Below are 21,690 nucleotides of genomic sequence, written 5' to 3' on the forward strand. Positions count from 1 at the left end.
TGGTTCAAATGAATAAAGAAATAGAGATAGAAGTACAGGCGACTGGAGCTCAAAGAGTCTACCCAGTTGGCATCACTCCTATGGAGATATACGAAGCTGAAGGGCTAGAGCTACCCAATAGCCCCATGGGACTTCCCATGCTGGCACTGGTGGATAATAAGCCCACCCCACTTTCACACCCACTCCACCGCCCCTCCTTTGTTGACTTTGTAGGCTATGAGACACCCTACGGACGCCGCACCTACACTAGCACCGTGGCTCTAATCCTCTACAAAGCAGCGGAGGAGCTTGGCTACCCACGGGTAGTGGTAGAGCATGCCCTATCCAATGGCTACTATGGAGTAGTGGGAAGCCGAGAGACGCCCCCCTCCCACGATCTTTTGGAGTCCATCGCCACCAGAATGAAGGAGATCATTGCCCAAGACCTTCCTATCAATACCACCTACCTACGCAGTGAAGAGGCCATCGCTTACTTTATAAGAAAGGGCCGACCAACCACCGCCCAACTCATTGAGTCGCATTGCACCCACTTTGCTAGATTAGAGGAGCTCGATGGCTATATTGACTACATTTTCGAACCTGTATTGCCCTCCACAGGTATGGTGTGGGGCTTTGGTCTCGAAAAATATCGCGATGGTTTCCTACTACGTATGCCCGACCACCTAGCCCCTGAAAAGCTATACGACAAGGTGCGCCAGCCTAAGCAATTTGGCGTATTCAAAGATCACCTTTCCCTCCTCAAGTTGATTGGTGTAGAGGATGTGGCACCGCTCAATGAACTGATTCGCCAAGGCAAAGCGAGCCAAGTGATCTCCCTTTCCGAGGCACTTCAAGAAAAGGAAATTGCCTCCATCGCCTCCGAGATAGCAGAGCGGTACGAAAAGGGAGTACGCGTAGTACTGCTCTCAGGACCCTCCTCATCGGGCAAAACCACCACGAGCAAGCGCCTCTCTACTCAGCTCATTGCCAACCTCACATGGCCCTATGCCATCTCGCTCGATGACTACTATATTAATAGGGTCGACACTCCACTAGACGAAGAGGGCAAGTACGACTACGAAAGTCTTTACGCTATAGACCTCCCCAAGCTGAGAGAAGATGTAGCCCTCCTGATGGCGGGTGAAAAGGTACATATCCCCACCTATAACTTCGTTAAGGGAGAGCGCGAATATTTGCCAGGCAAAGAGATGAAGCTAGAGAATCACGGCGTCTTAATCATGGAGGGAATCCACGCACTCAATCCTGAGCTACTCCGAGGAATCCCTGAGGAAGCCATCTATCGTGTCTATGTCTCTGCACTTTCTCCCCTCTCCATTGACGACCACAACTGGATCTCCACCAGCGATAATCGACTTATCCGCAGAATGGTTCGTGATATGAAGTTTAGAGGCACCTCCGCCGAAGAAACCATCCTACGGTGGCAAGAGGTACGCCGAGGTGAGGAGCAGTGGATATTCCCTTACCAGGAGAATGCCGATGTGATGTTTAATAGTGGCTTCCTGTACGAGATGCCGGCCCTCAAAGAGCAAGCGGTATCGGCACTTCGCCAAGTATGTGAAAAGAGTCCCGCCTACCCTACCGCCAGTCGCCTTCTCACCTTCCTAGATCTCTTCGAGTCGCTCCCTATGGAGTCCACACCCCGCAACTCCCTTCTCCGAGAGTTCCTCGGTGGTAGCACCTATGGTGACTAAGCGACTTTTTAAGGACTATAAAAAAGATAAGTATAAGTAGACAAAAGTTGAGTTGCAACTAAGCAAATGCCGAGATGCAACTAAGCAAACAGCGAGTTGCAACAAAGCAAATGCTTAGTTGCAACTCAACTTTTGCTCTACTAACTAGAGAATATTGCACGCACGATAAAAATAGAGACTGTCGCACGAAGCAGATCGCTCAAGTGCAACAGTCTACATTCGTTTTCTACGCTTTCTCCACACGTCTCTCATTGAAATAGAGGATATGGTGGAATAGATAAGCGAAGAGAATGGTTGCAACGAAAACCATTATTGCATATAGATAGTTGTTGAATAGTATGATGTCAATGTGATTACCGTGGAAGAGATTGATGAATATACCATGGAGTAAATAAATCTCGTAGGAAATCATCCCGAAGAACTGAAGCACACAGTTTCCGAAAGGCAGTCTGATATAACTTAATAGGGCGACAACCACCAATGGAATAAAAACATAGGTCAACAGAAGCAACAGCTCAACTTTGCTATACACAATTACCCCAACAATAAGGGTGAATAAGACCATTACAATAGGTCGACGGATAATCGGAAACAACTGATCTCTGTAAAATGCATAAAGCACTCCAGTAGGGAACGACAAGATCGTCACCCACCACTCTCGTCCAAAACTAAACCCAATAGTATAGACAAGGTAGGGAATGGCCAAGGCAAAAATAGTCAGCACCAGCACTATTGGTCTCTTACCTGCCATACGAAGGGCAACATAAAAGCAGGTATAATAGTATAATAGTGCAAAGATAAACCACGAATTGGGCAATGGAGTATACCCTTTAAATACTAAATTCTTAATGATATTTTGCTTCCACACCCCATAATCCAAATAGAATAGCAATAGATAAAAGAGGGTAGCGATCAACATCGGCTTCAATACCTTCCAAAATCTCTTGACAAAAAAGGTATCAAGAAACTGATTGGGGCTTCTAAGGTAGGAAACCGAAAGGCCATAGCCTGAGATAAATAAAAACAAGGCTACAGAGGTTGTAGCCACTTTATTTAGCAGGTCAAAGAGATAAAAGTTGGTCACATAGTGCAAGTGAGAGCCCACAATTATGAGGGCAAGTATCCCTTTCAATCCTTTGGATACCTCCTTCGAGAAGCTACTTTGTGCCAGTTGTTTGGTCGTCATTCAGATGGTACTACGTTATATACCTTTTGCTGAAGGAGCAAAATATCATCGGTATTAGGCTCCTCACCATTGGTCATTAAGTGCATTGGGAACCAATTGTCGGTGGCTCTGTAAGGGGGTTGCTCATAAGGGATTTGATCCCAAAGGTGGAAGTTGAAGCGCTTGTAGAAGTCTATCCTACGAGTAGCAATTTCATTTTCAGGCAGCTCCACCTCAAAGATCACCTTACGCGCGCCAATAAGGTCAATCATCTGAGTAAGGGCTTTGGTTCCAAGGCCTCCGCCACGGAGATTGGCATCCATCGCTAGATACTCAATATACACAGTCGCCCCAAAGTCCCAGTAAACAAACATCCCCACCACCTCCTTATCAAGGCATATTGCATACATATTGTAGCACTCATTGTGCTCCAATTGCCACTCAATACTTTCTATCTCTCTACGCTCCTCTTGAGGAAAGGCCGAAATATAAATATCAATCACCCGCTGTAGTTTACTATCATTGGGACTTACTTTTTCAAAGTTCATCATAACCTTCCAAAATCATTCAGATAATAGTACCCCCTTCTTAGCATAATAACGGCAAAAGGGAGCCAAACCACACTTTCCGCACTTAGGGGCACGAGCAAGGCAAGTGTACCGACCGTGCAGTATCAGCCAATGGTGCGAAATAGCTCGCTGTTCCTCAGGAATATGACGCACGAGTACCGTCTCTACCTTTAGTGGCGTATTGGCCGTCTGTGGTGCCAGTCCTATCCGCCTAGCCACGCGGTAGACATGTGTATCCACCGCGATACGAGGCTGATCAAAGAGCACACTCAGCACCACATTGGCCGTTTTCCGCCCCACCCCAGGTAGCTTCACCAGCTCCTTTGGGTCGTCGGGAATCACTCCGCCAAACTCTTCCGTAAGCATACGGGCAAGTCCAGCGAGGTGCTTCGCCTTGCTATTGGGGTAAGAGCAAGAACGGATATAGGGGAAAATATCCTCCTCCGTCGCTAGTGCCATCGCTTCTGGCGTGGGATACGCCTCAAAGAGAGCGGGGGTCACTTGATTGACCCGCTTATCTGTACACTGAGCCGAGAGCACCACCGCCACCAACAATTCAAAAGGGGTACGGTAGTTCAGCTCCGTCTCCGCCACAGGCATATTTTTCTCAAACCATTGGAGTACGCCCTGATACCGCTCAGCAAGTTTCATCGTGCACTCTCAAACTGCTCCAAGAAGCGGAGGTCATTCTCCGAGAATAGTCGTAGGTCACTCACACTGTACTTCAGGTTGGCGATACGCTCCAGCCCCATACCGAGTGCGTAGCCCGAGTACTTGGTGCTATCAATGCCACACGACTCTAGAACGGCACTATCCACCATCCCACAGCCTAGGATCTCTACCCAGCCAGAGCCTTTACAGAGGTTACACCCTTTGCCACCACAGATATTACATGAGATATCCATCTCGGCACTAGGCTCGGTAAAGGGGAAGTAGCTAGGACGCAAACGGATCTTGGTCTCCTCGCCAAACATCTCTCTAGCAAAGTGCATCAGCACCTGGCGGAGGTCGGCAAAGCTCACCTTCTCTGCCACATATAGGGCCTCAATCTGGTGGAAGAAGCAGTGAGCTCGAGCAGAGATCGCCTCATTGCGATAAACTCTTCCAGGGCAGATGATACGGATAGGAGGCTCGGTCTGCTCCATCACACGGCTCTGCACCGACGAGGTGTGCGTCCTGAGCAAAATCTCAGGGTGGTGAGAGATAAAAAAGGTATCCTGCATATCCCTAGCTGGGTGATCCTCAGGGAAGTTGAGGCTCTCAAACACGTGCCAATCATCCTCTATCTCTGGTCCCTCAGCCACATTAAAGCCCAAGCGACTAAAGATATCAATAATCTGCTCCTTCACTAGGCTCAGAGGGTGGCGTGTACCGAGTGGCAAGGGGTAGGCAGTACGCGAGAGGTCTATACTCTGTAGCTCCTCGCTATGCTTAGAGGCCTCTATCTCGGCCTTAAATTCCTCAATCTGGCTAGTCACCTTGGTCTTCAGCTCATTAAGCGCCTTGCCTATCTCCCGCTTCTCCTCAGCAGGTACGCTCTTGAAGTCGGCCATCAACTGATTGATCAGCCCCTTCTTGCTCAGATACTTGAGGCGGAGTGCCTCCAGCTCCTCTTCTGTCTTAGGAGCCACCAACTGCTTTACCTCCTCCAGGAGGTTCTGAATCTTATCCTTCATATCTTTATTCATTTACTATATTTCTATTTCTATTCACCACTGGCAATAGTGCCATGGATAGCAAGCCTACGAATCCCGTCCATAGGATCGCCTGGCAAGTGTGTACTATCAGTGCAAAGCTCTGTGCATCGGCACTCTCCACGCCATAAGCCATCAGCGTATATATCACCATAAAGTGCCAGCCACCCATGCCCCCTTGCGTAGGGACCAACACCCCCACACTCGCCATCACAAAGCTCAGCAAACCAGCAGAAAAACCTAGCCCTTGGGTAAAGCTAAAAGCCCAAAAGCAGATATAAAACTGCAAGAAGTAGCCGGCCCAAATCCCCACAGTGTAGAGATAAAAGAGTCCCTTATGCGACATCGTCTGTAGCGTTCGCAACCCCTCTATCACGTTTTTGACCAAATGGCGACCTCGCTCACTCCGCTTTACCCACAGCACAAGAGCCACCAGCGAGCCAATCAAAATTGCTATCACCAGATAGAACCAAGGCGAGGTGATGACTTTCCCCCACCACGCAACGATCCTGGGGTTGGCAGTTATGAACTCACTAAAGAAAGGAGCGTTGACCAACAATCCTAGTAGCACCAATACCACCAAAACAATCACATCAAAGATGCGATCCACAAAGAGGGTCCCTAAGAGTCGGCCAAAGCCGATCCCTGAGTAGTGCGACATGGTAGCCACTCTCCAAACTTCCCCCACACGTGGCAGGGCCAAGCTGACGCCATAATTGCCATGAGTGGTGAGAATCGAATTGATACAGCTCACCTCGGGATCGAGTGTGCGATTGAGGAGCTGCCAGCGCAACCCCCTAATGGTATTGCCTAATGTGCCGAAGAGACAGCCAAGAAAGATGACACCAAAACGGGCATCACTCTTCAGTGTTGAGAGCAATGCTTGCATATCCATATGGCGATAAAGAAGCCATAGGATCAGTAGTCCGAAAGCTAGTGGCAGGACTACTTTGAGTATTCGCTTAAGTCTCCTATTCATCTTCAATGCCTCATCTCCTCATCTGTTTTTGGTATCTTTGCACAAATAGGTAGATACGACTTGGCAAAGTTACCATTTCTACCTCAATAAATAGAATATTCAGAGATGCAAAAGGTACGGGCTAAGAAATCATTGGGTCAGCACTTCCTCCACAATCTTGAGATTGCGGAGCGAATTGCCGATACCCTTGTGCAGTACAATCTGCCCATATTAGAGGTAGGTCCAGGGATGGGAGTGCTCACTCAGTACCTCACCACCAAGTACCCAGCCACTAAGGTGGTAGAGATTGATACCGAGTCAATCGCCTACCTACGTGTAGCCTTTCCCTCACTCATCCCCCATATCATTGAGGCCGACTTCCTCACTCTACCCCTTGATACGGTCTATGATGGTGCCCCCTTTCTGCTCATTGGTAACTACCCCTACAACATTAGCAGCCAGATCTTCTTCCACATGCTTGAATACAGAGAGCTCATCCCAGCGGCAGCGGGGATGCTCCAAAAGGAGGTGGCAGCCCGGCTAGCCAGTGGACCGGGGAGCAAGGAGTACGGCATTCTGAGTGTCCTACTACAAGCATGGTACGATATAGAGTACCTATTTAGCGTTGCCCCAGGTAATTTCAACCCACCTCCCAAGGTACAGAGTGGGGTAATCCGAATGACCCGCAACCAGCGTACCGAGCTAGGGTGCGACGAGAGATTATTCAAGCAGGTGGTGAAAACGGTATTTAACCAGCGACGTAAGATGCTACGCAATTCACTCAAACCCCTACTCACTGAGCAGCAACTGCCCGAATCGCACCCTCTTCTCCAGAAGAGACCCGAACAACTAGCGGTAGATGACTTCATCACCCTCACCAATGATATAGCACAACTACTCCAATGATAGAGATGGATAAGAAAGAGGAGCAGCAAATCCTCGACCTCATAGCCAATAGAGACGAGCAGCAGTTAAAAGATCTGGTAACTCAGATGTACCCTGCAGATATTGCAGAGCTACTTGAGGAGCTACCGGCAGAGGATACCCTATTCCTTTACCGACAGCTTCCAGGGTCTCTTGCTGCTGATGCACTGATGGAGATGGATGAGGATGAGCGAAAAGAGGTGCTCAACCTCCTCTCCGATGAGGAGATCGCCGATACCTTCGTCACCCACATGGACACCGACGATGCGGCCGACTTACTTCAGGAGCTAGACGAAGATAAGCAGGAAGCGATTCTCTCGCACGTTGATGATATAGAGCAGGCGGGTGAGATTATCGACCTACTCCGCTACGAGCACGATACCGCCGGTGGTATCATGCGTAAGGAGATGATGGTGGTCAATGAAAATTGGTCTATGCCTCAGTGCATGGAGGAGCTCCGCAAGCAAGCCTCGGAGATGGACGAGGTCTACTACATCTATGTAGTGGATGATGAGGAGCGGCTACAAGGCATCCTCCCTATCAAGAAGGTACTTACTAGCCCCAATGTCTCCAAGATTAAGCACATCATCGTGCACGACCCTGTGATGCTACACGAAAACGACACTACCGAAGAGGTGGTTCACGCCTTTGAGCGGTACGACCTAGTGGCGATTCCCGTAGTTGATAGCATCGGTCGCTTGGTGGGAGTGATTACCGTGGACGACGTAGTCGATGAGATGCGCGACTTGCATGAAAAGGATTACCAATTGGCATCAGGTCTTTCGCAAGACGTAGAGAGCTCCGATACCGTTACCCGACAGATAGGGGCCCGCCTCCCTTGGCTAATGCTTGGCATGGTCGGTGGAGTGCTGAATAGTATGATCCTCGGCAATTACGATGCCGTCTTTGCCTCCGTGCCCGCCGTCTCTCTCTTTATTCCACTAATGGGTGGTACGGGAGGTAACGTGGGGATGCAGTCCTCCGCTATCATCGTGCAGGACCTTGCCGCAGGGTCACTCAAGACGGAAAGGATCGGCAAACTTCTCTCCAAGGAGCTCGCTATCGCAATTATGAATGGTGGCATCCTCAGCTTTATCCTCTTCATCTACAATTACTTCTTCTTGAAGAATATTGTGGTGATGGCCTCCGTCTCTATCAGTATCTTTGTGGTGGTGCTTTTCGCCAATCTCTTTGGCACGGTAGTCCCTCTCGGGCTTAATAAACTCAAGATGGACCCTGCCCGTGCGACTGGCCCTTTCATCACGATTATGAACGACCTGATCGGTATGTTTATTTATATGAATATCACCAACGCCCTATTCTCCTACTTTGGAGGTATGTAAATGAAGCGACTATATCTACTCCTACTGCTCCTACCATTACTCCTCGTAGGGTGTAAAACACAGAAAGCACTCTCCAATAAAGAATATACCCAGCAGGCCAATAGCCAGGTCTACCAACCTCAGAAGCGACAGTTTAGAGGTGCTTGGATCCCTAATGCATGGCGAGGTGAGTTCCAAGGAAAAAGCACTCAATACATACAGGCAAAGCTGATAGAGCGGCTCAACCTCCTACAGCAGTTAGGAGCCAATGCCGTTATTTTCCAAGTGCGGTCGGAGGCCGATGCGTGGTTTTATAGCCCCTACGAGCCCTGGAGCCGTACCCTCACAGGCCAACAAGGCATAGCCCCACAGCCACTTTGGGATCCCCTCGCCTTTATGGTGGCGGAGTGCCACAAGCGGGGAATGGAGCTACACGCCTGGATCAATCCCTACCGAGCTGCCACCAACATCAGTAATACCCTAGCCCCTCAGCACCCCTACTACCGACACCCAGAGTGGTTTTTCCGCTACGGCCAACAGCTCTTTTTCAATCCCGCTCTTCCCGAGGTGATTCACTACCTCTCGCAAGTGGTCGATGACCTTGTAGAGCGGTACGATATTGATGCCATCCACCTCGACGACTACTTCTACCCCTACCCCATTGCTGGCGAAGTGCTCCCCGATAGAGCCGACTTCGAGCGAAACCCACGAGGCTTCAAAGCGATTGAGGAGTGGCGACGCGATAATGTCAATCAGCTCATACAAGAGCTACACCGAACCATAAAAGCCCGCAAGCCATATGTCCGCCTAGGCATCAGCCCCTTTGGCATCTACCGTAACCAAAGGAGCCACCCCTCCGGCAGCACGACCTTTGGACTACAGAATTACGACGACCTCTATGCCGATATCCTACTATGGGACGCCATGGGTTGGGTCGATTACATTGTGCCACAAATCTACTGGGAGATCGGGCACAAGGCGGCCGAATATACTGAGCTGGCACGCTGGTGGAGCCAAAAGATACACCTCGCACACTACTATATCGGGCAAGATGTGAAGCGAAGCCTTGATGCCAACGACCTACACGCCAAGCTCAACATCTCCGCACAGACGGCCCAAGGAGATATCCTTTGGCCGGCCGACCAATTATTCACCAATTACAAGGGAATCAATAAGCAGCTGCTCAATACCTATTGGAAGCCCATAGCCCTCATACCACCCACCCCTTATCCTGCCGACCTTAGGCCATTCGACGAACCAGAGCGAGACACCTCCCTCATCAAGCAGCAAGGGCTCACCACTCTCTATTGGGAGCCTGATATGCCCTACCCCGCAGGCCTAGAGACCAAGTACTTTGTAGTCTATATGCACCCACGTGGCGAGAAACTACAGAAGGCGATCAGTGGCGAGCACCTACTCGCTATCACCCAAGAACCCTTCTTTCAACTCCCCCACATCAACGGTCGACACAAAGTTGCCTTCACCATCACCCGCATCAATCGGTACAATCACGAGATCCTCATCGCCCACGGCATCAAAGCCAAAATCTAACTAGGCAGCCATAGGTGCACCCATCTCTAACACATTAAGTCAATTCAGCAATTATTTGTGTGTAAAGAGATTACTTGAAGAGCTTGGAGAAGAGGCCACCACGCTTGGGTCGAGAGCCGTGCTGGTATCGCTCCATCATCTCACGGTGAGTGTCGTCAATCTGAGCGGTAAATTGTGGGGTCATAGGGGTTTTGAAAGGAGTTTGCTCACGAATCATCTGGAGCATACTTGGCCAGTCGGGCAGCCCTCCGATGGAGCGGTCGTCGATAAATATATCGGCCTTCAGTTTGCGTGAGAAGTGGCGATCCTCGAGTGTCTCCTCGGGGAAGTTGCTATTGACCGAATAAAAGACCAACCCTCGCTCTTCGCACCATGCCAGCGCCTCCTCTAGGAGTTCTCGCTCACGGACAGTCCATAGGATCAGCCGATGCCCCTCTCTCAGGAGCTCCTTGAGTGCCTCTACAGCACCGGGTATCTCAGTGCCGATCTTTGGGTATTCATGCGTCACAATGGTGCCGTCAAAGTCTACGGCGATGGTATATCTGCGGTTGGTCTTCATATCTCTATTATTGCCTCTAACGCCGACAAAGATACCCAATTCTCCCGACACAATTTATCTTGGCTCTACTCAGATTTGGCAGGTCAAACCCATTGGAGAATTAAGAGAATTCCACCAACCAATAATCGAGTGGCGAGGAGAGGAAAAGTTTAGTTGCAACTAAGCCATCGGCGAGATGCAACTAAACAAACGGCGAGTTGCAACTAAGCAATCGGTTAGTTGCAACTAAACTTTCGCCCTTATAAAGCATTAGCATTCAATCTGTTACAAAACCACTTTTGACACCCTATATAACCTCCTATTTTGAGCCTATTTCACGAAGGGGAGCTGTTCTTTGCTTTTGGAATTCGGAATCGGCACTAAGGGTTACGGCAGATAGGGAGAAAATAGTATATTTGCGTGATAAGATCTCTAAATTCCGGTCAATAATTGGGACTAGGAGTGAGAGTAAAGCGTATAAATAGGTGGTCAATTAAGCCATGGATAACAACAATAATACAAAGCGACAGACAGCATCACGAGTAGAGAACCCTACCCCCGTGCAGGAGACCTATAGGGCGGGCAGCGAAGCCCCTCTACTGGAGCTCTTGATGGAGAAGTCCAGCCGCAATCGCACAGCTGCGAAGCAATTGATTGCCTCGGGAAGGGTCTCTGTAGGGAAGTGGTCTACCACAAGAGCTACTGAGACGGTGGGAGCCGGCGTGGTAGTGCGTGTGCACCGTGGAGTGCCACCAATGCCTTTTCGACACCCCAAGCTAGAGATAGTATGGGAAAGTGAAGCGTATGTAGTTGCCTACAAAAAGCGGGGATTGCCTACGGTCAATACCGCACATAAAAACCGCCAACAGACGGCTCTATTTCTTCTCAGTCAGCACTACAAGAAGGGGGAAGAGGGGGCAAAGCTCTTTATGGTGAATCGATTGGATCGCAACACGGCTGGCTTTGTGGTCTTTGCGAGGAGTGTAGAGGCCAAGGAGCTACTAGTGAAGGAGTGGAGCCGACGTGCCAAGCACCAACGCTTCATCGCCTGCATTGAGGGCGAGCTAAAGGAGAAGGTGCAACTACTGAGTGCCACCTCCGAGGAGCGTAGCCTCTCAAAGCCCAAGCTGATCACCGCAGAGGTGCGGGTGGATAAGAGCAGTCGAAATGGGCAGATGCATATTGTACAGATAGATGTGGTGGGGGCACGAATCTTCTCCCTCCGCAAGCTATTTGGCGACAATGGGCTGAGCATCTTGGGCGATGTACGCTCACGTAGCCAGATTCGCACCGATCGAGAGATCGCTTTGGAGCAGATCGGTCTTGAGCTACTGATCCCTGGGGAGCAGCAGCCACGCCGATTTGAGGGTCCCTACCCCACCCACTACTTCTCGTGGCTAAGGCTGGATAAAGAGAAGCAACCAACAGGAAGAGACTATTAAAACCAACACTCTATACATACTTTTATGAAGATTAAGAAACGACAACTTGTATGGCTCGTGCTGAGTTATTTCATCGCCCTCCTCCCCTGGAGTAGTACAGAGGCGCAGATGATTACCGATGCGGTGAGCTGGGAGCAAAGCCACACAAATAGTGCTGATGGGGTGGTGACCTTGAGCTTCAAGGCAACCCTAAAGCAGGGATGGCATATTTACGATGCGACCCTCCCAGATGGCGGGCCAACCCCCACCTCCTTTGCATTAGACGAGGCTAAAGGGGTGAAACTGCTAGGGGCACTAAAGCCTTCCAAAGAGGCGGCCTCCGTCTACGACCCCAACTTTGAGATGAACCTGCGCTGGCACACGGGAAGTGTCATTTTTGAACAACAGGTACAGATAGAGGATCCAGAGCACTTTGTGCTAGCTGGCGACCTTACTTACATGCTATGCAACGACCAAACTTGCCTCCCCCCCACCCGCCTTCCCATTAGTCTAAAGGCTGGTGATCTCACCACTCCATTGGAGATGGAAGCGATTGCTAGCGACAGCAGTAGCGAGGAGGAGTCTACCACCACGGTGGAGAGCGAAGCAGCCAACTTTACGGGCGACATCTGGAAGCCAGTAGTAGAGGAGATCAAGGCGTATGGCGATACCACGCTGAGCGCCACCGACAACTCCCTCTTGATGATTTTTGTCCTCGGTTTCTTGGGCGGTTTGATTGCTCTCCTTACACCTTGCGTATGGCCGATGATCCCTATGACGGTGAGCTTCTTCCTCAAGCGGAGCAAAAGCCGTCAAGCCGCCATTCGCGATGCGGTGATTTATGGGTTGGCAATCATTGTAATCTATCTCACACTAGGGTTGCTGATTACAGCGATCTTTGGACCGAGTGCACTCAATGACTTAGCCACGAGTGCCCTCTTCAATATCCTTTTCTTTGCCCTTCTGGTCTTCTTTGCGGTCAGCTTCTTCGGGGCATTCGAACTAGTTCTTCCACAATCGTGGACCAATAAGATGGATGCCAAGGCAGAGAGCACGAGCGGTCTGCTGAGTATCTTCTTCATGGCCTTCACCTTGGCTTTGGTCTCCTTCTCCTGTACCGGCCCTATCATCGGAACCCTTTTGGTGCAGGCAGCCACGTCGGGAAGTAGTCTCCTTAGCCCTGCTATTGGCATGCTCGGCTTTGCTGTAGCACTAGCGCTTCCTTTTACCCTCTTTGCCATATTCCCCAACTTCCTACAGAGTATGCCTAAGAGTGGTGGCTGGATGACGAGTGTCAAGGTGACCCTTGGCTTCCTTGAGCTGGCACTTTCCCTCAAGTTTCTCTCCGTTGCCGACCTCGCCTATGGCTGGGGCATCCTTGATCGAGAGACCTTTGTGGCACTTTGGATCGTGATCTTCTTCCTACTAGGCATCTACCTACTCGGCAAGCTCAAGCTACCACAGGATAGCGACCTCCCCTTCGTGAGTGTTACCCGACTATTCCTTGCCATCATCTCACTCTCTTTTGCCGTCTATATGGTGCCAGGGCTTTGGGGTGCACCGCTCAAGGCAATCAGTGCCTTTGCACCACCGCTTTATACTCAGGACTTCAACCTCTATGATTCGGAGGTACACCCTAAGTTCCACGACTATGAGAGTGGTATGCGGGCGGCTCAGAGCGAGGGAAAGCCTGTTTTGATTGACTTCTCGGGCTACGGCTGCGTCAACTGCCGTGAGATGGAGGCTTCCGTCTGGACCGATCCAAAGGTGAAGAGCATCATCGATGATGAATTTATCCTCGTCACCCTCATCGTGGACGACAAGACCAAGCTACCTAAGTATATCGAGGTGAAGGATGGCGATAGCACCCGCAAGCTCAAGACCATTGGAGAGCGGTGGAGCTATTTCCAATCACAGAAGTTTGGCTCCAATGCGCAGCCATTCTACGTGATGCTGGATGGCAATGGGCTCCCTCTGGGTCCTAGCTTTGGCTTCGATAAGGATGTAGACCACTATGTCAATTGGCTAAAGAGCGGACTTGAGGAGTATCGCAAAAAGCAACAGTAATTAAGAGCAAATTATATTGCGTGGGTAGAGAGGTGCAAAACGATCTACCCACGCAATCCATTAATAGAAATCACCATGAAGGAAAAGAGCAGCAGTAGCCGTGAGGAGAAACTAGAAGCCCTCGGACGACTGCTAGATGTGCTGGAGCGACTACGGGTAGAGTGCCCGTGGGATGCGAAGCAAACCAATGAATCGCTACGCCCCAATACCATAGAGGAGGTATACGAACTGAGCGAGGCAATCATCAATGAGGATCACTCGGAGATTGCTAAAGAACTGGGGGATGTGCTCCTCCATGTACTATTTTATGCCAAGATTGGAGAGGAGAAGGGGCAGTTTGACCTCGCCGATGTCTGCAATCGTGAGGCAGATAAGCTCATCTTTCGCCACCCACATATCTACGGTGATGTGCAGGTCAATAATGCACATGATGTAGAACTCAATTGGGAACAGATCAAACTCAAAGAGAAGGGGGGCAATAAGACGGTACTCGGTGGGGTACCAAAGGGACTCCCCTCCATCATCAAGTCGTACCGTGTGCAGGAGAAGGTGGCCAATGTAGGCTTTGACTGGGCTGAGAAAAGCGATGTATGGGATAAGGTGTATGAGGAGCTGGGAGAGCTACGTGCCGAGATAGAGGGTAATGGCGACTTGGCTCATAAGGAGGGAGAGATGGGGGACTTTCTCTTTAGTCTGATCAATATGGGACGCCTCTATGGCGTGGATCCCGATACCAGTTTGGAGCGCACCAACCAGAAGTTTATCCGTCGCTTTAATTACATTGAAGCATCGGCCAAGGCAGAGGGGAAAAGCCTCAAAGAGATGACCCTTGGCGAGATGGACGCCCTTTGGAATGAAGCCAAAAGGCAAGAGATTTAATCAGTCTCGGTAAAAAGAGGTATATTTGTAGAGATATAGAGTATCCCATAATTAGGTAAGAGACGATTTAAATAATTAAGATGGCGAAAAAGGTTTCGGAGACGCCGATGATGGCACAATTTCGACGCTTTAAGGAGCAGTACCCAGGTGCGTTATTGCTTTTTAGAGTGGGCGATTTTTATGAAACCTTTAATGATGATGCGGTAGAGGTCTCTCGCCTACTCAATATCACTCTTACTAAGAGGGGTGATGACCCTATGGCGGGATTCCCCCACCATGCTCTTGACAATTACCTCCCCAAGCTGGTCCGCAAGGGAAAGCGGGTGGCGATCTGCGACCAAATGGAGGACCCTAAGCTGGCGAAGAAGCTGGTGAAGCGGGCGGTGACCGAAGTGGTGACCCCTGGACTTACGATGGACGACTCTGTCCTCGAAGCAGATACCAATAACTTCCTTGCAGCCATTGCTCTCGGAGGAGGCAAGGCGGGAATAGCTCTGCTAGACCTCTCCACTGGCGAATTTGTCTGCAGTGAAGGGAGCTACGATGAAATTGATAAGTTGCTCACCAACTTCAATCCTAAAGAGGTGCTGGTAAAGCGGGGAACAGAGCACGATGTACAGGCTCACTTCGGTGAGCGACTCAACCTCTACCCTTTGGAGGATTGGACCTTTTCGCAAGATTATGGACGCGATAGGCTCCTAAAGCACTTCGAGGTGAAGCACCTCAAGGCATTCGGGATAGAGCATGAGGTCTTAGCGATTATCTCCTGCGGGGCAATCCTCTACTACCTTGAGGCAACGCACCACTCCGAGATACAGCACATCAATACCATTCACAAGATAGAGGAGAATCGTTTCGTACAGCTCGACCGCTTTACCCTCCGCAACCTTGAGATCCTACAACCCCTCAATGAGGATGGCAATTCACTCATCAGCGTCATTGACCATACTCGTACGCCAATGGGTGGCCGACTGCTCAAGCGGTGGCTGGTATTCCCCCTACTCGACGCCCGTGAGATAGCACAGCGACAGACTGCCGTTACCGCTTTTCTCGAGAGAGAGGAGCTACGGCATCAGCTCTCCGAAATCCTATCGGAGATAGGCGACCTGGAGCGATTGGCAAGTAAGGTCTCCGTCCTCCGCATCAACCCTCGTGAGCTACGACAATTGGCGGGTGGGCTACGCTTGGTAAAGCCGATTATGGGAGCCCTCTACAATACTGGCGATGCTTCGCTCAAGGAGCTAAGCATTGCCCTAGACCCCCTCGAGGAGTTGGCGGAGCGGATTGAAAGAACCATCAACGAGGAGACACCCAATCAGCTAGGTAAGGGGAATGTGATTGCCAAAGGCTTTGACAGCCGACTGGATGAGCTACGGGATATCCTCAGCGGTAGCAAGGAGTATCTTCTCGACCTCCGCAATCGCGAAAGCGAACGCACGGGCATTCCAAGCCTTAAAGTAGCCTACAACAACGTCTTTGGTTATTATATTGAGGTGCGAAACACCCACAAAGATAAAGTACCGGAGGAGTGGATTCGCAAGCAGACTTTGACCCAAGCAGAGCGTTTTATCACACCCGAGCTAAAGGAGTATGAAAGTAAAATCCTAGGAGCAGAGGAGAAGATACAGATCTTGGAGAATGAGATCTACGACCAGCTACTCAACTACGTGCGTGGTTTTATCAAAGAGATTCAATCGGATGCGACGGTGCTCTCACAGATAGATGTGCTGAGCTCCTTTGCCGAGGTGGCTTCGCTTTACGGCTACGCCTGCCCCGTGGTAGACAATGGCGACACCATAGACATAGAGGCGGGTAGGCACCCAGTGATAGAGCGATTGATGCCCCCTGGTGAGAGCTATATCCCCAACGACCTCTTCCTCGATAATGAGGTGCAGCAGATCCTCATCATCACTGGTCCTAATATGGCAGGTAAGTCGGCACTACTTCGGCAGACTGCCCTCATTGTACTGCTGGCACAAGTTGGTAGCTATGTACCGGCTAGTGCAGCAAAGATAGGCATCGTGGATCGTATCTTTACCCGTGTAGGTGCCTCTGATAATATCTCGCGAGGTGAGAGTACCTTTATGGTGGAGATGACCGAGGCAGCGACGATTCTTAATGGTATCACCAATCGCAGTTTGGTACTGGTGGATGAGCTGGGACGTGGCACCAGCACCTACGACGGCATCTCTATTGCACAGGCGATTGTGGAGTATATCCACGACCATCCAAGGGGGCGAGCCAAGACGCTATTTGCCACACACTACCACGAGCTCAACGACCTTGAGCGGCACTTTGCTCGGGTCAAGAATTACAATGTCACGGTACAGGAGGTGGAGGGTAAGATCATATTCCTCCGCAAGCTAGTGGCAGGCGGGAGCGAGCACTCCTTTGGTATTCATGTGGCCAAACTGGCAGGAATGCCCAAGGAGATCATCGGCCGTGCCGAAGAGATTCTCACCCTACTAGAGGAGTCGGCAAGAGAGCGCGACGAGGAGAGTGGACGGAGCAAGGCTCCTTCCAAACCACGCCTCCCCGAAAAGCAGGTACAAGATGGGCCAGTACAGCTGAGCTTTTTCCAGCTTGACGATCCGCTCCTCAGCCAGGTGCGAGAGGAGATTGTAGGGCTCAACCTCAATCAGCTCACCCCCATTGACGCCCTCAATAAACTCAATAATATCCAGCGACTCCTCACAGGTGGCAAGGAGGGAATAGACCTCCATTAATAGAAGCATTCAAGGTTACTTATGCAGAGCAACAAACCACATAATCAATCCGCAACCCTCATTGAGCAGATGCCTCAAGAGATCCAAGAGGCCCTCAAGCAATTTGAGGAGGCCTATCTAGGCTCTATACGAAGTATTGCTCCAACCATTGTCAAAGCGACTGAATTGCTGAGCCGACAGACGGCTAAGCAGGTGCGTCCGTTACTCCTACTTCTTACGGCCAATTGCTTTGATCCTATCACGGAGGAGGTCATTAATGGATCAACCTTTATTGAGCTACTTCACGTCTCTACGCTTGTGCATGACGATGTGGTGGATGAGAGTGGACACCGGAGAGGGGTGCCCTCGATGAATGCGGTCTTTGGTAATCATAAGGCGGTGCTGATTGGCGACTACCTACTGGCTAATGCGATGATGCAGGCGGTTCATACCAATAACAAGCAGATACTTCTCCAACTAGCCACCCTTGGCAAAAACCTCTCCGAGGGAGAGCTTCTGCAGATGGATACTGCCGAACTGGGCGAATACTCCGAGGAGCGGTACCTAGAGATCATTGACCGAAAGACCGCTTCTCTCATCGAGAGTAGTATGATGGTAGGTGCGTTACTGGCCAAGGTGAGTGATGCAGAGACGCTTCAGAAAATAGAGCAGGCGGGACAACTTCTAGGCCGTGCCTTCCAGATACGCGATGATATCTTTGATTACCAACCCACCGCCCAACTTGGTAAGCCATCGGGTCAAGACATCGCAGAGCACAAGGTAACCCTCCCACTGATCCATGCCCTACAGCAGGAGAGTAAAGAGCGCGACAAGGTGCTCAAGCTCCTTCGCCATGAGGAGCTTAGGCGCGGCGAGATTGCTTATATTATAGACTTCGCCATACGCATGGGAGGCATTGAATATGCTGGAAAGCGAATGGAGGAAATGATAGAGGAAGCGAAGAGCCTTTTAGTTGCAGGATTGCCACCGTGCGAAAGTCGTGACGGACTGATCATGGTGGCCGATTATATTGCAACACGAGAAAAATAGTGTATTAGGTTTTTGAAACAATATATATAAGATTGTAGATTATGAAGAGATTGGTTTTAATCAGACATGGACAGAGCCAGTGGAACCTGGAGAATCGATTCACCGGTTGGACCGATGTAGACCTTACTCCACTCGGTATAGAGGAGGCCATCAAGGCTGGTCAGCAGCTCAAAAAGGATGGATTTCACTTCACGCTGGCCTTTACTAGCTACCTAAAGCGTGCCGTTAAGACGCTTAATACCGTCCTCGACCAGATGGACCTCGATTGGATCCCAGTAAAGAAGAGCTGGCGACTCAATGAGAAGCACTACGGTATGCTCCAAGGGCTTAATAAGGCTGAGACTGCCGCTAAGTATGGCGATGAGCAGGTACTTATCTGGCGCCGTAGCTTTGATGTGCCACCAGCACCATTGGCGGCCGACGACCCTCGCTCACCCTACAATGATGTGAGATATGCCCATATCAATAAGGAGGAGCTTCCTCTTACCGAGAGCCTTAAGGATACCATCCAAAGGATCCTTCCCTACTGGGAGCAAGAGATATTCCCCTCCTTCGCAGAGCACGATGATATTATTGTAGCAGCTCACGGCAATAGCCTGAGGGCCATCATCAAGAAGCTCAAAGGGATCTCCGATGAGGATATCGTATCGCTCAACCTTCCAACCGCTGTACCTTACGTCTTCGAGTTTGACGAGCAAAACGGTATGAAGCTGGTGAAGGACTACTTCGTAGGTGATCCAGAGGAGGTGAAAAAGCTAATGGAGGCAGTAGCCAACCAAGGCAAAAGCCAGAAGTAACCCACTGAGACTAGAATAATTCCAAAAAGGGGGCTCCATCGCAATAGCGACGGAGCCCCCTTTCATTATAGACTCTCTCACCAAGCCCATAGTTGGATCCGATGACACTACTAGGATTAGAAGATGTGTATAAAATTCACGGATTAGGGGACCAAAGCTTAAGATATATCAATTATTTTCAATATGTTTGCAGTACATCTATCCCATTAAATAGGTTTCACAAGAGTAATTTACTGTATAAAGTAATTAAGTGTATGAATAGAATACTACTAGTAACGACTGCCCTACTTTTAGGAGCCATTGAGTTGACTGCCCAAAATCAGGAGAGTACGATAGATCATTTCACCACCTACTTCGGTAGAGAGCTACAGGTAGGAGATACCCTATGGATGGGTAAACCCGATTACGATCAAACTAGATCCATACTGCTCGAAAAGAAAGATGATAGCGAAATATTTCAGCGTGCAGATCTAAAAGATCTTCACTATAAACCACTTGTAATTACCGAGTTTATCCCTCCGAAAGAGGTAAAGACAGGTATTTTTTTAACTGACGTGATAACAATTAATGCCAAGTGCAAGGCGCCCGATAATACCACGTTAATTGTGGGTATAGATCAAGGGATCTACGACAATATCTTTCAGATGTACGGTCCTTACAACCATCGTTTCAGGGATAGCTGTGTAGAACTAACACCACTGGTCCGCCTCGTCTACTACATACAAAGCGGACAGAAGAAGTTGAATGATGATACCCTACTTGAGTACATTCTACTCAAAGACCCCGAGAAGGGAGAAGTCTGCAGATACGATAAGTTTGAATTCCGAAGGGTGAAAGATCAATTCACAAGATTGCTTCAAGAGGATCTCGCCACCCTCAAAAAGCAGATGGAGAATGGCACCACCTTCTACGAGAAGAGAAGAGCATCCACCACCTCCCAAACCTACGATCCAGAGATAGGAGGGTATCAGATAACAAAGGTAAATAATTGCGAGAACTCCTATTTTGAAGGCTACAACAATGCAGAGACTTACTTTATCTACCAACCTTGCGAAACCATCCTTAAGATGAGTGAATCAGATGCCGAGCACTATGAGCGGAAGCTTAGAGGAGACAACCCTCATGAAGCCTATAGAAGTGAGACTTATGTCCTCTACATGACCCTCTCTTCTTTCGACAAGTCATATTACGAATATGACACCTATATATGTGCGATGCTCGTAGCGGTAGAAGTCTTTGACGACAAATTGGGAGAGGCCAACTTCATTGGCTATGCAGAATATGATAAAGATCACTACGATAAGGTGCTGAAGCAAGTTAAGCGAGAAAAAAGAGCCAACACTGTAGGTGCTGTAGTGGGAGGGGTGCTCGGCATCCTCGGTCTATTCTGACACCCACATCACCACTCACAATCAACACAATAAGCCCGAGCAGTCATCTAACTGCTCGGGCTTATTGACTATGTAGAGAATGTAGCACGAAGTGCCATTCTCGCACATTTACTAAAATGTGCTGAGACTTTGAACGAAGGATGAGATGCAAGTCGCTGACGGCAAGGTGCACGTAGGGCACCAGGCACACACAAAAGGGTGAGGGCGCTGGGAGCGTACTCACGTACGTGACCGAGCCCGAATCCCGAAAGCAACGCCGCAGATCGCCTTCGTGCAACAGTCTCATGTAGCAAGGTAGCTCTGCAGGATTGATGGGCACAGCCCACATGGAACCGAATATATACGTATGCTATTCGTCGCAAGTGCCCATGGTAAAGGTGGATGATGCAGAGTGGCGATATTTGGAAGAAGGATCTCGGCAGAGGTCCATATATTCCCCTCTTGTATCAACCTCATATTCCGTATGCGTGCGGAATGGATTCCGCAGGGCTACGGAATGCGTTCCGCACGCGTACGGAATTCATTCCGCACCCTATGCGGAATATGTGGACGCTATACTATCGCATTCCTGAAAGTGTAGACACTCCATTTCTTCTATTCCTGAAAAAGTAGACACATCAGGGGTTACGCATTAGAAAAGGCTATTGTGCGAATGATGATATACAATCTGTTGAGGATAATGGCGTAAGAACCTCGGCAGAGGTCCCTCTTAAATAGGCACAGGTCGGAGGGGCGTTAGCCCCGAACGACCTGTGTGCAAGAGCATATTCACCACCTGCTTGACCCCGGCTGAGGGGTCAGACCTAGAGATAGGGTTGTCCGACCCTCCCCACCCCTCGGCCGGGGTCGCAAGGGTATTGTACACCTATCTATACACAGGTCTTCGGCACTGCGTACCTTGACCTGTGCCTATTTAGCACGGACCTCTGCCGAGGTCCTTACTTGAGAATGTTGCACAAAGTGCCATT

Annotated in this window: 18 protein-coding genes; 12 read left to right on the forward strand and 6 right to left on the reverse strand. The window is 49.8% G+C overall.

The features are described 5' to 3' along the window. The first annotated feature begins 8 nt into the window (after positions 1-8). The gene (locus A3GK_RS0105710) at positions 9-1,691 is read left to right on the forward strand and encodes a nucleoside kinase (RefSeq protein WP_018028513.1); all 1,683 of its coding nucleotides are present in this window, start codon (positions 9-11) and stop codon (positions 1,689-1,691) included. Between the two features lie 226 nt (positions 1,692-1,917). Here A3GK_RS0105710 and A3GK_RS0105715 read toward each other — a convergent pair whose 3' ends face one another. The 5 genes from A3GK_RS0105715 to A3GK_RS0105735 are packed head-to-tail and all read right to left on the reverse strand — an operon-like array spanning position 1,918 to position 6,098. Then, positions 1,918-2,877: an acyltransferase family protein gene (locus A3GK_RS0105715; RefSeq protein WP_018028514.1), complete on the reverse strand. Its 960-nt coding sequence runs from the start codon at positions 2,875-2,877 to the stop codon at positions 1,918-1,920. Then, entirely contained in the window at positions 2,874-3,407 is a 534-nt protein-coding gene (locus A3GK_RS0105720; protein WP_018028515.1) for a GNAT family N-acetyltransferase, read from the reverse strand. The genes A3GK_RS0105715 and A3GK_RS0105720 overlap by 4 nt, the downstream gene beginning before the upstream one ends. 12 nt (positions 3,408-3,419) lie before the next feature. After that, positions 3,420-4,076 carry an endonuclease III gene (gene nth / locus A3GK_RS0105725; RefSeq protein WP_018028516.1) on the reverse strand — a complete coding sequence of 219 codons (657 nt, stop codon included), beginning with the start codon at positions 4,074-4,076 and terminating at the stop codon, positions 3,420-3,422. Continuing rightward, the gene (gene pheS / locus A3GK_RS0105730; protein ID WP_021903702.1) at positions 4,073-5,101 is read right to left on the reverse strand and encodes a phenylalanine--tRNA ligase subunit alpha; all 1,029 of its coding nucleotides are present in this window, start codon (positions 5,099-5,101) and stop codon (positions 4,073-4,075) included. Before pheS ends, nth begins: the two co-directional genes overlap by 4 nt. 4 nt (positions 5,102-5,105) lie before the next feature. Continuing rightward, on the reverse strand, positions 5,106-6,098 hold the full coding sequence (locus A3GK_RS0105735; protein ID WP_018028518.1) for a lysylphosphatidylglycerol synthase transmembrane domain-containing protein: 993 nt from the start codon (positions 6,096-6,098) through the stop codon (positions 5,106-5,108). 105 nt (positions 6,099-6,203) lie between these two features. Here A3GK_RS0105735 and rsmA point away from each other — a divergent pair, with 105 nt between their 5' ends. The 3 genes from rsmA to A3GK_RS0105750 are packed head-to-tail and all read left to right on the forward strand — an operon-like array spanning position 6,204 to position 9,874. Further along, positions 6,204-6,983, forward strand: coding sequence for a 16S rRNA (adenine(1518)-N(6)/adenine(1519)-N(6))-dimethyltransferase RsmA (rsmA, locus tag A3GK_RS0105740; RefSeq protein WP_018028519.1), 780 nt, complete (start codon positions 6,204-6,206; stop codon positions 6,981-6,983). After that, complete coding sequence (mgtE, locus tag A3GK_RS0105745; protein WP_018028520.1) at positions 6,980-8,344, forward strand: magnesium transporter; 1,365 nt, start codon at positions 6,980-6,982, stop codon at positions 8,342-8,344. The genes rsmA and mgtE overlap by 4 nt, the downstream gene beginning before the upstream one ends. Beyond that, on the forward strand, positions 8,345-9,874 hold the full coding sequence (locus A3GK_RS0105750) for a glycoside hydrolase family 10 protein (protein WP_018028521.1): 1,530 nt from the start codon (positions 8,345-8,347) through the stop codon (positions 9,872-9,874). It abuts the gene before it with no gap. A gap of 70 nt (positions 9,875-9,944) precedes the next feature. Here A3GK_RS0105750 and A3GK_RS0105755 read toward each other — a convergent pair whose 3' ends face one another. Then, positions 9,945-10,433, reverse strand: coding sequence for a BT0820 family HAD-type phosphatase (locus tag A3GK_RS0105755; protein ID WP_018028522.1), 489 nt, complete (start codon positions 10,431-10,433; stop codon positions 9,945-9,947). A gap of 479 nt (positions 10,434-10,912) precedes the next feature. Between A3GK_RS0105755 and A3GK_RS0105760 the strand changes: the two genes are divergently transcribed. From A3GK_RS0105760 to A3GK_RS10520, 8 genes are all read left to right on the forward strand, one after another. Next, on the forward strand, positions 10,913-11,854 hold the full coding sequence (locus A3GK_RS0105760) for a pseudouridine synthase (RefSeq protein ID WP_018028523.1): 942 nt from the start codon (positions 10,913-10,915) through the stop codon (positions 11,852-11,854). 24 nt (positions 11,855-11,878) lie between these two features. Then, complete coding sequence (locus tag A3GK_RS0105765) at positions 11,879-13,900, forward strand: protein-disulfide reductase DsbD family protein (protein WP_018028524.1); 2,022 nt, start codon at positions 11,879-11,881, stop codon at positions 13,898-13,900. A 75-nt stretch (positions 13,901-13,975) separates the two neighbouring features. Further along, entirely contained in the window at positions 13,976-14,779 is an 804-nt protein-coding gene (gene mazG / locus A3GK_RS0105770; protein WP_018028525.1) for a nucleoside triphosphate pyrophosphohydrolase, read from the forward strand. An 80-nt stretch (positions 14,780-14,859) separates the two neighbouring features. Further along, complete coding sequence (gene mutS / locus A3GK_RS0105775; RefSeq protein ID WP_018028526.1) at positions 14,860-17,505, forward strand: DNA mismatch repair protein MutS; 2,646 nt, start codon at positions 14,860-14,862, stop codon at positions 17,503-17,505. Between the two features lie 21 nt (positions 17,506-17,526). Further along, the gene (locus tag A3GK_RS0105780) at positions 17,527-18,534 is read left to right on the forward strand and encodes a polyprenyl synthetase family protein (RefSeq protein ID WP_018028527.1); all 1,008 of its coding nucleotides are present in this window, start codon (positions 17,527-17,529) and stop codon (positions 18,532-18,534) included. Positions 18,535-18,575: 41 nt separating this feature from the next. Next, positions 18,576-19,331, forward strand: coding sequence for a 2,3-diphosphoglycerate-dependent phosphoglycerate mutase (gene gpmA, locus A3GK_RS0105785; protein ID WP_018028528.1), 756 nt, complete (start codon positions 18,576-18,578; stop codon positions 19,329-19,331). Between the two features lie 254 nt (positions 19,332-19,585). Next, positions 19,586-20,722: a hypothetical protein gene (locus A3GK_RS0105790; protein ID WP_018028529.1), complete on the forward strand. Its 1,137-nt coding sequence runs from the start codon at positions 19,586-19,588 to the stop codon at positions 20,720-20,722. Between the two features lie 381 nt (positions 20,723-21,103). Beyond that, positions 21,104-21,334, forward strand: coding sequence for a hypothetical protein (locus tag A3GK_RS10520; RefSeq protein WP_040576009.1), 231 nt, complete (start codon positions 21,104-21,106; stop codon positions 21,332-21,334). Positions 21,335-21,690: the final 356 nt, after the last annotated feature.

Source organism: Porphyromonas somerae DSM 23386 (genome assembly GCF_000372405.1).
Taxonomy (GTDB): domain Bacteria; phylum Bacteroidota; class Bacteroidia; order Bacteroidales; family Porphyromonadaceae; genus Porphyromonas_A; species Porphyromonas_A somerae.

Excerpts from the sequence above, each read along its gene's own strand:
- A3GK_RS0105710 (WP_018028513.1), top strand. The coding sequence starts at position 9 with ATGAATAAAGAAATAGAGATAGAAGTACAGGCGACTGGAGCTCAAAGA.
- A3GK_RS0105715 (WP_018028514.1), bottom strand. The coding sequence starts at position 2,877 with ATGACGACCAAACAACTGGCACAAAGTAGCTTCTCGAAGGAGGTATCC.
- A3GK_RS0105720 (WP_018028515.1), bottom strand. The coding sequence starts at position 3,407 with ATGATGAACTTTGAAAAAGTAAGTCCCAATGATAGTAAACTACAGCGG.
- nth (WP_018028516.1), bottom strand. The coding sequence starts at position 4,076 with ATGAAACTTGCTGAGCGGTATCAGGGCGTACTCCAATGGTTTGAGAAA.
- pheS (WP_021903702.1), bottom strand. The coding sequence starts at position 5,101 with ATGAAGGATAAGATTCAGAACCTCCTGGAGGAGGTAAAGCAGTTGGTG.
- A3GK_RS0105735 (WP_018028518.1), bottom strand. The coding sequence starts at position 6,098 with ATGAATAGGAGACTTAAGCGAATACTCAAAGTAGTCCTGCCACTAGCT.
- rsmA (WP_018028519.1), top strand. The coding sequence starts at position 6,204 with ATGCAAAAGGTACGGGCTAAGAAATCATTGGGTCAGCACTTCCTCCAC.
- mgtE (WP_018028520.1), top strand. The coding sequence starts at position 6,980 with ATGATAGAGATGGATAAGAAAGAGGAGCAGCAAATCCTCGACCTCATA.
- A3GK_RS0105750 (WP_018028521.1), top strand. The coding sequence starts at position 8,345 with ATGAAGCGACTATATCTACTCCTACTGCTCCTACCATTACTCCTCGTA.
- A3GK_RS0105755 (WP_018028522.1), bottom strand. The coding sequence starts at position 10,433 with ATGAAGACCAACCGCAGATATACCATCGCCGTAGACTTTGACGGCACC.
- A3GK_RS0105760 (WP_018028523.1), top strand. The coding sequence starts at position 10,913 with ATGGATAACAACAATAATACAAAGCGACAGACAGCATCACGAGTAGAG.
- A3GK_RS0105765 (WP_018028524.1), top strand. The coding sequence starts at position 11,879 with ATGAAGATTAAGAAACGACAACTTGTATGGCTCGTGCTGAGTTATTTC.
- mazG (WP_018028525.1), top strand. The coding sequence starts at position 13,976 with ATGAAGGAAAAGAGCAGCAGTAGCCGTGAGGAGAAACTAGAAGCCCTC.
- mutS (WP_018028526.1), top strand. The coding sequence starts at position 14,860 with ATGGCGAAAAAGGTTTCGGAGACGCCGATGATGGCACAATTTCGACGC.
- A3GK_RS0105780 (WP_018028527.1), top strand. The coding sequence starts at position 17,527 with ATGCAGAGCAACAAACCACATAATCAATCCGCAACCCTCATTGAGCAG.
- gpmA (WP_018028528.1), top strand. The coding sequence starts at position 18,576 with ATGAAGAGATTGGTTTTAATCAGACATGGACAGAGCCAGTGGAACCTG.
- A3GK_RS0105790 (WP_018028529.1), top strand. The coding sequence starts at position 19,586 with ATGAATAGAATACTACTAGTAACGACTGCCCTACTTTTAGGAGCCATT.
- A3GK_RS10520 (WP_040576009.1), top strand. The coding sequence starts at position 21,104 with ATGATGCAGAGTGGCGATATTTGGAAGAAGGATCTCGGCAGAGGTCCA.